Consider the following 14,843-nt stretch of genomic DNA (forward strand, 5'->3'; position numbering starts at 1 on the left):
TATAACACTAAATCTAATATATTCCAAAATAAATAGTTAGTTTTAAAACTAATAAGTTTACATATATAGTAAAATACAGTTTTTATCCTATTATAAACAACTATATTTATGTATAATATTAGTTAGCTATACAAATAGTATAATACAAATATACATAAAATACACGTAATTATATAGATATAGATTTAAGGAGGAAATAATGAATTCAAAAGCACTAAAGGTTTTAGAATTTGATAAAATAATAGACCTATTGAAAAGCAAAGCATCATCTTCATTAGGTATGAGATACATAGAAAAACTAACACCAAGTTCTGACTTTGATGAAGTTAAGTCAAGATTAGAGGAAACAAGTGAGGCACAAGCCATACTTATAAAAAGAGGTTTTGTTGGATTACAGGGAATTTACGATATAGAAGATAAGGTAAAGAGAGCTAGCGTAGGGGCAGCATTAGATCCAGGTAGCTTACTAATGATAGGAAATACTTTAAGAGTAGCTAGAATGCTTAGTAATAATTTAGCATCTAGTGAAGAAGAAGATTTTAACTACCCAATAATACAATCACTATCAAATTCTTTATATACATATAGAGATTTAGAAGATGAAATTTTTAATGCAATAATAAGTGAGGTAGAAATATCTGATAATGCATCTAGTGAGCTTAGAAATATAAGAAGAAGAATAGTACAAAAGAATCAATCTATAAGATCTAAGTTAAACTCAATAATATCTTCGACTACATATCAAAAGTACTTACAAGATGCAATTATATCTGTAAGAGGAGATAGATTTGTTGTGCCAGTAAAAGCTGAGTATAGATCACAAGTAGCTGGTATTGTTCATGATCAATCATCATCTGGAGCAACATTATTTATAGAACCTATGAGTATAGTTGATATGAATAATGAATTAAGACAATTAAGACTTCAAGAAAAAGAAGAAATAGAAAGAATATTATCAGAGTTATCTTCTAAGGTAGGAGAAATAAGTAATGAACTATTAGCTAACCAAGAAATATTAGGAAGATTAGATTTTGCTTTTGCTAAAGGAAAATTATCTATACAAATGAGAGGTATAGAACCTACTTTAAATGAAGATAAATTTATAAATATAAAAAAGGGAAGACATCCATTACTAGATAAAGATACTGTTGTTCCAAACTCAATTTATTTAGGGCGAGAATTCCATACATTACTTATAACAGGACCTAATACTGGTGGTAAAACTGTAACTATCAAAACAGTTGGTTTATTTGCACTTATGAATCAAAGTGGTCTTCACATACCTGCTGATTTTGGAAGTAGTATGTGTGTATATGATAATGTATTTGCAGATATTGGTGATGAGCAAAGTATAGAGCAAAGCTTATCTACATTTTCATCTCATATGACAAATATAGTATCTATATTAAAAGAAGTAACAGAAGACTCTTTAGTAATATTTGACGAGCTTGGAGCTGGAACTGACCCAATAGAGGGAGCAGCTCTTGCAATAGCTATACTTGAAGATGTAAAAAGCATTGGAGCTAAATGTATAGCTACAACACACTATAGTGAACTAAAGAACTATGCACTTACTAAAGAAGGTGTTGAAAATGCAGCCGTTGATTTTGACTTAGAAACTTTAAGTCCTACGTACAGATTACTTATAGGTGTTCCAGGGAAATCAAATGCCTTTGAAATTTCTAGGAAGTTAGGGCTAAGTGATTATGTAATAAGTAGAGCCAGGGAGTTTATAGATAGTGATAATATAGCAATAGAAGATGTGCTTCAAAATGTAGAGAAAAACAGAATTAAAGCTGAAGAAGATAGAGAAGAAGCCGAAAAATTAAAGGCAGAAATAGAAAAGCTAAAGGCTGAGTACGATGAAAAGCTTGCGAAAATGAGTGAACAAAAAGAAAAGATAATGGAAAGAGCAAGACAAGAAGCCTTTAGAATAACAAGACAAGCAAAAGAAGAAGTTGATTTAATAGTAAAAGAACTTAGAGAACTAGAAAAAGAAAGAGCATCTAAAGAAAAGAATCAAAAGATAGAGGCACTTAGAAAAGAAATATCTAGTTCAATGGGAAGTCTTCAACCAACTGTTAAGAGTATGATTGTTCCTAAGGTATCAAGTAAAGAAGTAAAAGACTTAAAAGTTGGGGAAGAAGTAAAAGTTATAACTTTAAATCAGCAAGGTAGTATTGTTTCAGTTGATGACAATAAAAAAGAAGCTGTTGTTCAAATAGGAATAATGAAGATGAATCTACCGTTTAAATCTCTTCAAAAAGTCAAAAAGGATCCTAAAACAACAATTACTAAATCTACAAGAAGTATAATAAAAGCTAAATCAGGAAGAGTAAAAAGCGAAGTAGATTTAAGAGGTATGAATTTAGAAGAGGCTATAATGGAAGTTGAAAAATATTTAGATGATGCCTATGTAGCTGGTCTTGAAATGGTAACTGTTATACATGGAGTAGGAACTGGAGTATTAAAATCTGGATTACAAGATGTATTAAAGAGAAATAGACATGTTAAGTCTCAAAGAGCTGGACAATATGGAGAAGGTGGAGCAGGAGTTACCATAGTAAATCTAAAATAAAAAGATTATTTGTTCACTATATCGTGAAATGTTAAAATTATGTAATTTCACGGTATAGTGACAATTTAGTTTATACAGTATAGTAAATTTTTTACGTATAAGGTGGTATAATATGATTTTAGTATCTGCATGCTTACTTGGAATAAACTGTAAGTATAATGGAGAAAATAATAAAAATGAAGAAGTAGAAAACTTTTTAAAAGATAAAAAATTTATAATTGCATGCCCAGAACAGCTTGGCGGAATGACTACACCAAGAGAACCATCGGAAATAGTTAGGCTAGATGGATATGATGTTATAAAGGGAAAAACTAGTGTAATTAACAATCAAAGACTAGATGTAACTAAGAAGTTTAAAAAAGGTGCAGAGGAAACTTTGAAAATTGCTAAATTATATAACTGCAAAGAGGCTATACTAAAAGAGGGTAGCCCATCTTGTGGAACTAATTATATATATGATGGAACTTTTACAGGTAAAAAGAAAAATGGAGTAGGAGTTACTACTGCATTATTAAGAGAAAATGGAATAAAAGTAATAAGTGAAAAAGAACTAGACGTAAAGTAAAGTTTTATATAAAATTTAATTAATATTTTTAGGTTATATAAAATTGTATTATAAATAAGAATATTGCTAAAATATAGTTAATAAATAAACCAAATAACTTGAAAAAACTCATAAATTGATTTACCATAAAATAATAAGAATATGAGAGGAGAAATATAATGCAAGATTTTAAGATAGAAATAGCAAACTGCTTAAAAGAAAATATAGAAGATTTAACACTAGAAGAAATAGTTGGTCTTATAGAAGTACCACCAAATAAAGAAATGGGAGATTATGCATTTCCTTGCTTTAAATTAGCAAAGGTATTTAGAAAAGCTCCAAATATGATAGCGGCGGAATTAGCAGAAAAAATAGAAGCTAAAGGAGCAATATCTAAGGTATTACCTTTAGGAGGATATGTTAACTTCTTCGTTGACAAATCTCAATTAGCTAAAAATGTTATAAATGATGTTTTAACTCAAAAAGAAAAGTACGGACATAGTGATTTAGGAAAGGATAAGACAGTTGTAATAGACTTTTCATCTCCAAACATTGCTAAGCCATTCCATATAGGGCATATAAGAACTACTGTTATAGGAAATTCTTTATACAAAATATATGATTCTCAAGGATACAATACAGTAAGAATAAATCATTTAGGAGACTATGGAACTCAATTTGGTAAGTTAATAGTAGCTTTCAAATTATGGGGTAGTAAAGAAGCTGTAGAAGCTAATCCGATACCAGAATTATTAAAATTATACATACAATTCCATGATGAAGCTGAAAAGCATCCAGAGATGGAAGATGAGGCAAGAGCTTGGTTCACTAAATTAGAAAATGGAGATGCTGAAGCTAAAGAATTATGGCAATGGTTCAGAGATGAAAGTTTAAAAGAATTTGCTAGAGTTTACGACTTATTAGACATAGAATTTGATTCATATAACGGAGAAAGTTTCTACTCTGACAAAATGGATTCAGTAATAGAAATTATAAAAGAAAAAGGATTATTAAAAGAATCTCAAGGAACAAATGTTGTTGAGTTAGAAGAATTTAATATGCCACCAGCTCTTATAACTAAAAATGATGGTTCAACATTATATATGACTAGAGATTTAGCAGCTGCAGTTTATAGAAAGAATAATTACGATTTCGACAAGTGTATATATGTAGTTGGTTCTCAACAAAGCTTACACTTCCAACAATTATTCAAAGTTCTAGAATTAGTTGGATTTGAATGGGCTAAAGATATGATACACGTACCATTTGGTATGGTTGCTTTAGAAAATGGAACAATGTCTACAAGAAAAGGTAGAGTAGTATTCTTAGAAGACGTATTAAAGCAAGCTATAGAAAAAACAAAAGAAACAATGTTAGCTAAAAATCCTAATGCATTAAATGTTGATGAAATAGCTAAGCAAGTAGGTGTTGGAGCTGTTGTATTCCAAGAGTTATCTAACAGCAGAATAAAAGATTACACATTCTCATGGGAAAGAACTTTAAGCTTTGATGGAGAAACTGGACCATATGTTCAATATACTCATGCAAGATGTTGTGCAGTTTTAAGAAAAGCTAATGAAGAAATAACTACAGATATAAACTATGAATTATTAAATGACGAAGATAGTTCAGAAGTATTAAAGGTTATAGCATCTTTCAACAAGTCTATACTTAATGCTTTAAGAAAGAACGAGCCACACATAATAACTAGATTTGTACTAGATTTAGCACAAGCATTCAATAAATTCTATCATGACAATGCCATATTAGTAGAAGATGTTGAATTAAGAAAAGCAAGACTTGCTTTAGTTGCTGCTACTAGACAAACAATAGAGAATGCTCTTAAGTTATTAGGTATGCATGCACCAGAAAGAATGTAATATAAAATATTAATTATAAATTAATATAATAATTCAAATATGATATAAAGTGGTAGCTAGAACTAGTAGTTTTAGTTACCACTATAATATTTTCTAATACATAGCTAGTTTTATTTATATTGAATTCATTAAAAAATACGATTAGTAACAATTAGTATGGATTATTAAATATAAGAAAGTTTTAAAATGGCAGTGAAAGACTGTCTCTTTTTTTTGGTTAGTCAAAGCAAAGTATATTAAGTATAATAGATGATAACAATAAAGTAATATAGAGTTTCATATGAGAAAGGTTAAGAGTATGATAGCTAATACTACAATAGAAAATAATATAAAGAATGCATATATATCTGCATTTGAAATAAATGACAAATCATTAAAAGATTTAATAATAATAAATACAAAATGTCTTATTGATGATAAAATACAGAGATATGTATATATAGATAGCAATAGGCTAAGAGATGAATTAATATATTATAAATTTTATGGAGAGAAGCTAAGTACTAAAAATATAATAAATATATTACTTCCAGTAATACTTTCAAATACAAATACAGATAAAAGTGAAGAAGTTGTTATTGATTTAGTAAGTAAGTATATAAAGTTTCTTAAAATAGAAGAAAATACATATGAGTATATATTAAGTGCTATTTGCTATAATATTATAATCCATAAACTAATAGAGAATAAAAATGTAGAATATGAAGAATTATTACAAAGTGCAAAAGAAAAAATAATAGGATTTACAATGGAATTAGATAAATCTCAAGTAGTTAAGTTTCAAATGGAACGAATTAAAGCAATACAAATAATAGACAAGTACATAGATTTAAAAGTATATGAATACGAAGAAGATAAAGTATTAATAAATATATTAAATGTATTATATGATATATATATTGAAGATAGAGAAACAAGTGATAATGGAATATTAGGTATAAAAAAATCTATACTATCTATACTAAACTTCGAAGAGAATTTAAATATAAACAATATAGACTTCATCTTATCAATGTCTGAATATGTAATTAAACTAAGAAAATATATAATTAACAAAAAGATTTATAATAATCGTGTAGATCCGAGAACTCTAATTAAATTAGAAGTAGGAGATACTACTATAGATCCAATATTTAATCAAATTGAAATTATAAAAAAAGATTTTAAAAATGATATTCTTGAAATAGGATTAAAAGCCAAATCAGGAATATATAATCTTAAATTTAAAAAATCCTAGTTAGTATTTTCTAAGTAATTAACAAAATCTTCTTCGCTAGTGTTAGTTAAAAAGCATAGTTCTTTTATTATACTGTTTCTTAAATCTATAAATTCATTAAGTCCAGTATTTTCATTTGTGTACTCTAAGGCTTTTATAATAAGCAATAAGTCCCTTTTTGATAAGGCATTGATAGATACTTGATCGATTAATTCCATAAAAAACTTCCTTTCTAAATTAGATATAATTATGATACTATTATTCTACAAAAAGATTAAAAAAACCTTCTATTAAAGAAAAAAATGATAATATATTACATATAGTATTTTAACCTAAAATGCACAGAAAATCATAGCATAAATGAAAAAAGAGGTGAAATAATTGAAAATTTTATTAACAACGTTAAATTCAAAATTTATACACACAAATTTAGCAATAAGATATTTAAAAGAGTTTGTAAAAGACTTAATAGCAGTAGATTTAAAAGAATATACAATAAATAATGATTTAGATTATATATTAAAAGATATACACAAAAATGATTATGATGTAATACTATTTTCAACTTATATATGGAACGTAAACGATATAGTTAGATTATGTCATAATATAAAGAAAGTAAAGCCAAGTATAAAGATAGCTCTAGGTGGACCAGAGGTAACTTATGATAGTGAAAGCTTTATGGAAAAGCACTCATTTGTAGACTATATCCTTTATGGAGAGGGAGAATTAGTTTTTAGAGATTTAGTAATGTATCTTAAAGGACAAAAATCTTTAGAAGATGTAGAAGGTATAGTTTATAGAAATAACGATGAGATAGTTGTAACTAAACCTAAGGAATTATTACAAAATCTAGATGAAATACCTAGCCCTTACGATGATTTAAATCCGGCAGAATATGAGAATAGAATTGTTTATTATGAAACATCTAGAGGATGTCCTTTTAATTGCCAATATTGTTTATCTTCAACACTTGAAGGATTAAGATATTTTAGTATAGATAGAGTAAAAAAAGATTTAAAGGCATTAATAGATGCAAGAGTGTCTCAAATAAAGTTTATAGACAGAACTTTTAATGCTAACAAGAAGTTTGCACAAGAAATAATGAACTTCCTTATGGAAAATGACAATGGTTATACAACATATCATTTTGAAGTTACAGCGCACTTATTAGATGAAGAAACATTAAACTTCTTAAAAGATTGTAAGGAAGGGTTATTCCAATTTGAAATAGGAGTACAAAGTACAAATCAAAAAACTCTTGATGCAGTTGGAAGAAGAGATGATTTTGAAAAGTTATCTTATGCAGTTAAAAAAGTAGCATCATATAGAAATATACATCAACATTTAGATTTAATAGCGGGACTTCCATATGAAGATTATGCAAGCTTTGAAAATTCATTTAATGATGTATTTAATTTAGGAATAGAGCATATACAATTAGGGTTCTTAAAGATGATAAAAGGAACTGGTATAAGAAATACTGCAAAAGAACATGGATATAGATACAAAGATTATACACCATATGAAGTATTATACAATGATTATATAAGTTATAGTGAAATGATAAAGCTAAAAGATATAGAAGAAATACTTGAAAGATACTATAACTCTAAAAACTTTGTATTATCAATGAGATATATAATACATAATTACTATAAGCAAAGTCCATTTAAGTTCTTTGAAGACTTTGCAACTTATTTTGATGAAAATGGGTATTTTGATGTAGCACAAGGTAAGAATCAATTATATAAAATACTACTAGATTTTTACAACGACAAGATAAATGATAAAAAGGAATTATTTAACGATATATTAAAGTATGATTATATATCATTAGGTAAAACTTCAAATTTACCTCAAATATTTAATAAAGAAGATGTAGAAGATTTCAAAAATAGATGTCATATGTTCTTACAAAATGAAGATAACATATTAAAATATATACCACAGTTTGAAAATAAACCAGCTAAGCATATAATCAAATATGTTCATTTTGAACCATTTAGATTTGATATATTAAAGTTAAAAGAAGATATACATGCTAATGTTAAAGAGACAAACAATATAGTTTTATTTGTCTATGATGATGATAACAAAGTATTTGAAAAGTCAAAGTCATATAGCGTTAATATATAATGCTAATTAATACATATTAGTATTATATATTATGAAAACATATCACATAAATTTTTAATGGGCATAAACACTAATAGATTAAAAAGTATTATGTGAAGTTACAAAGGAGGAAAAAATGAAGTTTAAAATAGAGAAGTATTTATTAAAGAAAACAGAAGAATTATCTTTTATAACTATAAAACATGGTGGAGAATTTAACTTAGAAGGTTATACTATACCTGAAGATGGACTAGATGTACCTATAAAAAATGAGGTATTAGTTAAAGGAATAAAAGAAAAGACAGCTCAAGATAAGATAAATACAATGTCTATAGCAGATGCTATGATATATATAATGGGTATTGATAGCCAGTTCAAGTATAATGAAGAATACAGAAAATTTTTAGATGCTTTTAGCAAAAAGGTAAATATAAATATAAAAGAATATATGGGCTATATGTCTAAAAAATACTTTGATATTGGTGAGATAACTGATTCATTAATATACCTAAAAGCTATGATAAGTATGTATCCAAATGACATAGATGGATTATATCATTATTCAATAGTTTGCCAGGAACTAGCAAAACAGTATCAAAAAGATATGGACAAAGAAGCTATGAATAAGTTTTTATTAGAAGCTTTAGAAAAGTTAGAAATGGTTATACAATTAGATGAAAACTTTGCTTTAGCTTACTATCATTTAGGATATCATTACTACAATCAAGGGCAATATTTAAAAGCTAGAGTTATATGGGAAGAAGCACAAAAACTAGGATTAGATGCAGACTTAATGGCAGAGGTTCAAGAAAATATAGGAAAGATGGACTTTAAAGTTCAATATGAGGAAGGATATAACTTAGTATTCCAAGGAAGATGTGAAGAGGGGCTAGAAAAGTTATTACCTCTTGAACAAGACCATCCTGATTGGTGGAACTTATTATTTATGATAGGTCTAGCTTATAAAAATATGGGTGAATTTGAAGAAGCTAAGAAATACTTTGAAAAAATACTTATAACTAAACCACATCAAGTAGACACAATGGTTGAGTTAGGTCTTTGCGAGGCTAGTATGTTCAATATAGATAAAGCTATAGAACACTTTGAACAAGCAGCCAAAATAAAAGAGGACCCAGAAATATTATGCAATTTAGGTATGGCATATCTAAATAAAGGTGATATAGATGATGCTATATATTATATAGAAAGAGCTTATGAACTAGACCCACAAGATGAAATTACAGTGGCATGTTTAAGAGAACTTGATAAGTATAGATAAAAAATATAAATAAAAATTTTCCATAAGAAAATCTAAAATTGACTTTTATTAAATTAAAGAGTATAATAAACCACTGAGATTATATAAGTAAAGATAGAAGTTAAAATTAGGAACGAAGAAGTATACCTTGTATATGGGCACTTGAGGTATATGGAGTTAATAGTGCAACCGACTATTCAGATAATATTTAAATATTATTCGAATAGTCTTTTTTATTTTAAAATACAAGCTTATTGATAAGAGATTAATATAGATAAATTGAATACTAACAATCTCGTATAGCATAAGTGCGTAAAAAGTAAAATTATTAAAATGGCATAAATACATATAAGCTAAAAATAGGAATGAAGAAGTATACCTTGTATATGGGCACTTGAGGTATATGGAGTTAATAGTGCAACCGACTATTCAGATAATAAATCATTATTATCTTGAATAGTCTTTTTTATTTTAAAATAAAAGTTTATTGATAAGAGATTAATGCAAATAACGTGAATACTAACAATCTCTTATAGCATAAGTGCGTAAAAAGCAGAATTATTAAAATGACATAAATACATATAAGCTAAAAATAGGAATGAAGAAGTATACCTTGTATATGGGCACTTGAGGTATATGGAGTTAATAGTGCAACCGACTATTCAGATAATAAATCATTATTATCTTGAATAGTCTTTTTTATTTTAAAATAAAAAAATCAAAAAAGGGTGGTGAAATTTATTGAAAAATAAATACAAGTTAGAAAAAAAAATAATATCGATACTTACATCATTACTAATGGTTATAAATGTGTTAATTAATACGCATTTTGCGTATGCTGAAGAAGTTAAGACAAATAATCAAAAGGATACCATAGAAGTATCTATAACCTGTGATAAAAAAGAGGTTAAGCCTGGAGAAAAGTTGGATTTTAAACTAGAGTATAAGGCTAAATATGGACCAGGGAGTATAAAACCAGGTGATACTATAGAATTTGAAATGCCTAGTTGGCTTGAAAGATTTAGCTTTAAATTTCCCCCAGAACATTTTAAAAGTGTGCAAATGGAAGGGAATAAAGTAGTAGCAACATTTGGGGATGATGTCTATGATGCAATAGCAGGCTATGTTAATGTATCAGCATATGCAGATAAAACCGAAGAACTAGACAATCAGAAAATAGAGGTATGGGTTGATGGAAAACCAGTTACTAGTACAGAGATAGCTATAAAGCCATCTGATGAAACAGAGCCTATAATAGATAGACAGCTTCTTAAAACTGTAAATAATTATGACCATGTAGATTCGGATGGAAATATAGTAGGAAATATATATTCTCCAGTACTAGGGAAAACTCAACAATATAGAGTATATGTCAATGAAAAATTTTCAAATATATCAAATGCAGTATTAACAGATAATATGCCTGAAGGAATGGAGCTTATACCAAGTTCTGTAAATATAACTAAAATAGAAATAGATAGTGCAGAAACAGATGCTACAGATAGCCTTAATATAAGTAAATCATCTAATAGGCTTAGTATAAATTTTGGAAATATTAAAGATAAGTATATTGTAACGTATAAGACAAAAATTACTGAAGATAAGGAGTCTTATAAGAATACAGCAGTCTTTAATAAAAGTGATGGTAAGTTAAATAGTACTGTTATATTAAAGCAAAAAAGTGAAGTAAAAGATGTTATAAGCAAGTATAGTTATACTTCTGATAAAAATTCAGAAGGTAAAAAAGTAGCATCTATAAATGAAAATGTAAGATACAGAATAGATATTAATAAAAACAGATCAAATCTTAATAATGTAACTTTAAATGACTTTACACCTAAAGGAATGAAACTTTTAAAGGATAGTATAAGTATAGGAAAATACAATAAAGATGAAAGCTTTGAGTGGGTAACAGATCAATTAAGAGAAAAAATAAATACTAACAATGGAAATTTAACTATAAATTTCGGAAATATAGATGATTATTATATTGTTAGTTACGATATGAAAATTACAAATGTTGAAGATTCCTACTCAAATACCGCTAAGTTATCATACAACGGGACTAAAAACAGCGTTGATGATACAATTAAATATGAATACAATGCAGGAGCTATAAATGCTCATAAATCTGTTGATAAAGCTATATTAGACAAAAATGATGACCAAAGCGTTGTATATTCAATAAACTTTGAAAGTTTTGGTGTATTTAAAAAAGGTTATATAGACTTAGTAGATAAATTGGATCCAAATGTAAAGATAGTAAAAGTTGAAGTTCCAGATGCTTTTTCTAGTAAAATAGATAAAGCAAATAATACAGTAAGCGTTATTAATGATAAGGGACAAATAAATTATAAAGAAAATTTAGAAGTGAAGATATACACTGATTTTAGCAATGTAAAAAATGGAACAACTGTATCAAATATAGCTAAAATAAATGGCAATCCAAGTAATAAAGTTGAAACTAAAAAAGGATATGCTTTTGAAGCTATTAAAGTTGATAGTGAAAATAAAGATAGTAAGCTTAGTGGAGCTATATTTAATTTAAAAGATTCTAATGAGAAAGTTATAGGAAAATTAACTAGTGATGAAAATGGATTGATTAAATCAGATGTAGATAATGTAGGAACATATTATTTACAAGAGATAAAGGCTCCAGACGGATATTCAGTAAACGGAAAAGATATAAAGTTTACTATAGAAAAAAGTGATATAGGAACTGTTAAAAATATAGGAACTATAACAAATGAGAAAACAAATGGAGAATTAGAAATAAAGAAAGTAGATAAAGATGATACAAGTAAGGTGTTACCAGGGACAGAGTTTGAAATTCAAACGCAAGATGGACAAAAGGTAACAACAATAATAACTGGAAAGGACGGAATAGCAAGAGTAAGTCTAAAGCCAGGAAAGTATAAAGCAGTAGAAACAAAAGCATCCAAAGGATATATATTAACAAATGAAGTACAAAACTTCGAAATAAAGTTTAATCAAAAGGAAGATGCAAAATTAGTATTTGAAAATGAGAAGCAAGAAATTCCTACTGAAAAAATTAACAATAAGTTAAATGAATCAGAGAATAAATCAAGTGGAGAAGTAGAAATAAAGAAAGTGGATAAAGATGATACAAGTAAGGTGTTACCAGGGACAGAGTTCGAAATCCAAACACAGGATGGGAAAAAGGTGACAACGATAATAACTGGAGAAGACGGTATAGCAAGAGCAACTTTAAAGCCAGGAGAATATAGAGCAGTAGAAACAAAAGCATCAGAAGGATATGTATTAACAAATGAAGTACAAAATTTTGAGATAAAGCCTAATCAAAAAGAAAATATAAAATTAGTTTTTGAAAATAAGAGGGAAGAATTGCCTGTAAAAGATACTAATAATAAGCAAAGCGAATCAGAAGATAAATATAATAATGATAATAAAGTAGTAGATGAAAAAACAAATGGAGAAGTAGAAATAAAGGAAGTTGATAAAGACAATCCAAGTAAAATGTTGCCAGGAACAGAGTTTGAAATCCAAACACAAGATGGAAAAAATGTGACAACAACAACAACTGGAAAAGACGGAACAGCTACAGTAAGTCTAGAACCAGGCAAGTATAAAGCAGTAGAAACAAAATCATCAGAAGGATACCCATTAACAAATGAAGTACAAAATTTTGAGATAAAGCCTAATCAAAAAGAAAATGTAAAATTAGTTTTTGAAAATGAGAAAGATGAAGTGTCTGAAAAAAATACTAATAGCAAGACAAAGGAATTAGAGCATAAATATAATAATGATAATAAAATATTAGATAAAACTACTAATACTCCTAAAACAGGAGAAGAATCTATAATAGGATATATTGCATTAATCATATTAGCTTTAGTGGGGATTGTATTTATAAACAAGAGAAAATAAATAAAAAAATAGTATTAGCATAATACGCTAATACTATTTTTTTATTTAACTTCTAATTTTATAGAATATTTAGACTATACTACTATAAAACTATTTTAGTACTAAATGTGATATTATTTAAATATATATAACAAGGGGGAGTATGAGATGATAAAAGATTTACACGATATGTTAGACAAACTAAAGCAAGAAGAAAAAGTAATACTTTCAGTTGCAGCAGCAGAAGATAGAGAAGTTTTATTAGCTATAAAGGATGCAGTTAATAAAGAAGTTATACAACCTATATTAGTAGGACAAGCAGATAAAATAAAGTCTATATCAAATGACATAAACTTTGAGTTAGAAGGTATAACTATAATAGATTCGCCAAGTATAGAAGAAAGTGCGAAGATTGCCGTAGAGTTAGTGTCAAAACAAGAAGCTGATTTTGTTATGAAGGGATTACTTGATACATCAATACTATTAAAATCAGTGCTTAATAAAGAGTATGGACTTAGAACAGAGAGTTTACTTAGTCATGTAATGATATATCAACTTGAAAACTACCATAAGCTCTTAATACTAACAGATGGCGGAATGAACATATCTCCGGATTATGAACAAAAAGAAAAAATACTAAAAAATACAATACAAGCGGCAAAATGTTTAGGTATGGATGAGATAAAGGTAGCATGTTTAGCAGCAAAAGAAAAAGTAAATCCAAAAATGCAAGCTACAGTAGATGCTAGACTATTACAAGAAGCTTGCAAAGAAGGTAAATTTGGAGAAGGTGTTATAGTTGAAGGTCCACTTGCGTTTGATTTAGCTATATCAAAAGAATCGAGTGAAATAAAAGGATTTAAAAGTGAAGTAAGTGGAGATACAGATATATTACTAGTTCCAAATATTGAAGTTGGAAATGGAATAGGAAAATCATTTACATATATGGCGAATGCGAAATCAGCAGGAATTATAATGGGAGCAAAAGCCCCAGTAGTATTGGTATCAAGAGCCGATAGTCATGAATCTAAGTTATATTCTATAGCATATGGAGCGCTTATTGCCAAGAGTATGAAATAATATATACAAATGATACTAACAATATTATAATATAAATAGGCAAACGTTTTAAAAACACGGTTTTAAATTAATATATATTTTTAATTGATGATATGGGAAAAATATAAAATATACTTCTTACATAAAACTTTATGTAAGAAGTATATTTTATATAAAAAACAACTTATATTTGGCAAGCTAATTTTGTTAAAAAAATATTTAAAAAAATACCAAATTAACAAAATTTAGTATATAATCAAATTAGGGAATCAATAACTTTAGGCTTACAATGGACATAATTT

At 27.5% G+C, this 14,843-nt stretch carries 9 protein-coding genes and 3 riboswitches; of the genes, 8 read left to right on the plus strand and 1 reads right to left on the minus strand.

Annotation, left to right across the window (positions count from 1 at the left end; all coding sequences use genetic code 11):
- Positions 1–199: 199 nt before the first annotated feature.
- The 4 genes from I4U89_RS11745 to I4U89_RS11760 all read left to right on the plus strand — a co-directional run bounded on the left by I4U89_RS11745 (position 200) and on the right by I4U89_RS11760 (position 6,239).
- The gene (locus I4U89_RS11745) at positions 200–2,578 is read left to right on the plus strand and encodes an endonuclease MutS2 (RefSeq protein ID WP_195940556.1); all 2,379 of its coding nucleotides are present in this window, start codon (positions 200–202) and stop codon (positions 2,576–2,578) included.
- Positions 2,579–2,690: 112 nt separating this feature from the next.
- Positions 2,691–3,143, plus strand: coding sequence for a DUF523 domain-containing protein (locus I4U89_RS11750; RefSeq protein ID WP_195940557.1), 453 nt, complete (start codon positions 2,691–2,693; stop codon positions 3,141–3,143).
- Positions 3,144–3,301: 158 nt separating this feature from the next.
- Positions 3,302–5,002, plus strand: a complete 1,701-nt coding sequence (gene argS / locus I4U89_RS11755) for an arginine--tRNA ligase (protein ID WP_195940558.1) — start codon at positions 3,302–3,304, stop codon at positions 5,000–5,002.
- A 280-nt stretch (positions 5,003–5,282) separates the two neighbouring features.
- A complete protein-coding gene (locus I4U89_RS11760) occupies positions 5,283–6,239 on the plus strand; it encodes a hypothetical protein (RefSeq protein WP_243279205.1) in 957 nt (318 codons plus the stop codon).
- Here I4U89_RS11760 and I4U89_RS11765 read toward each other — a convergent pair.
- Positions 6,236–6,436, minus strand: coding sequence for a hypothetical protein (locus I4U89_RS11765; RefSeq protein ID WP_166506014.1), 201 nt, complete (start codon positions 6,434–6,436; stop codon positions 6,236–6,238). The two genes, I4U89_RS11760 and I4U89_RS11765, sit on opposite strands and share 4 nt — an antisense overlap.
- 163 nt (positions 6,437–6,599) lie before the next feature.
- On the opposite strand from I4U89_RS11765, the gene I4U89_RS11770 reads away from it, so the two are divergent.
- The 4 genes from I4U89_RS11770 to I4U89_RS11785 all read left to right on the plus strand — a co-directional run bounded on the left by I4U89_RS11770 (position 6,600) and on the right by I4U89_RS11785 (position 14,562).
- Positions 6,600–8,357 carry a B12-binding domain-containing radical SAM protein gene (locus I4U89_RS11770; RefSeq protein ID WP_195940559.1) on the plus strand — a complete coding sequence of 586 codons (1,758 nt, stop codon included), beginning with the start codon at positions 6,600–6,602 and terminating at the stop codon, positions 8,355–8,357.
- A 115-nt stretch (positions 8,358–8,472) separates the two neighbouring features.
- Positions 8,473–9,615, plus strand: a complete 1,143-nt coding sequence (locus I4U89_RS11775) for a tetratricopeptide repeat protein (RefSeq protein ID WP_195940560.1) — start codon at positions 8,473–8,475, stop codon at positions 9,613–9,615.
- Positions 9,616–9,714: 99 nt separating this feature from the next.
- A riboswitch (cyclic di-GMP riboswitch) is annotated at positions 9,715–9,797 on the plus strand.
- 149 nt (positions 9,798–9,946) lie between these two features.
- Positions 9,947–10,030: riboswitch (cyclic di-GMP riboswitch) on the plus strand.
- A gap of 149 nt (positions 10,031–10,179) precedes the next feature.
- Positions 10,180–10,263: riboswitch (cyclic di-GMP riboswitch) on the plus strand.
- A gap of 72 nt (positions 10,264–10,335) precedes the next feature.
- The gene (locus tag I4U89_RS11780; protein WP_195940561.1) at positions 10,336–13,503 is read left to right on the plus strand and encodes a SpaA isopeptide-forming pilin-related protein; all 3,168 of its coding nucleotides are present in this window, start codon (positions 10,336–10,338) and stop codon (positions 13,501–13,503) included.
- Positions 13,504–13,650: 147 nt separating this feature from the next.
- Entirely contained in the window at positions 13,651–14,562 is a 912-nt protein-coding gene (locus I4U89_RS11785) for a bifunctional enoyl-CoA hydratase/phosphate acetyltransferase (RefSeq protein WP_195940562.1), read from the plus strand.
- Positions 14,563–14,843: the final 281 nt, after the last annotated feature.

This window comes from Romboutsia sp. 1001713B170131_170501_G6, assembly GCF_015668195.1.
Classification (GTDB): domain Bacteria; phylum Bacillota; class Clostridia; order Peptostreptococcales; family Peptostreptococcaceae; genus Romboutsia_C.

What these genes read in the sequence shown, in the direction of transcription:
- argS (WP_195940558.1), top strand. Translation starts at nt 3,302, where the DNA reads ATGCAAGATTTTAAGATAGAAATAGCAAACTGCTTAAAAGAAAATATA.
- I4U89_RS11760 (WP_243279205.1), top strand. Translation starts at nt 5,283, where the DNA reads ATGAGAAAGGTTAAGAGTATGATAGCTAATACTACAATAGAAAATAAT.
- I4U89_RS11750 (WP_195940557.1), top strand. Translation starts at nt 2,691, where the DNA reads ATGATTTTAGTATCTGCATGCTTACTTGGAATAAACTGTAAGTATAAT.
- I4U89_RS11765 (WP_166506014.1), bottom strand. Translation starts at nt 6,436, where the DNA reads ATGGAATTAATCGATCAAGTATCTATCAATGCCTTATCAAAAAGGGAC.
- I4U89_RS11745 (WP_195940556.1), top strand. Translation starts at nt 200, where the DNA reads ATGAATTCAAAAGCACTAAAGGTTTTAGAATTTGATAAAATAATAGAC.
- I4U89_RS11785 (WP_195940562.1), top strand. Translation starts at nt 13,651, where the DNA reads ATGATAAAAGATTTACACGATATGTTAGACAAACTAAAGCAAGAAGAA.
- I4U89_RS11775 (WP_195940560.1), top strand. Translation starts at nt 8,473, where the DNA reads ATGAAGTTTAAAATAGAGAAGTATTTATTAAAGAAAACAGAAGAATTA.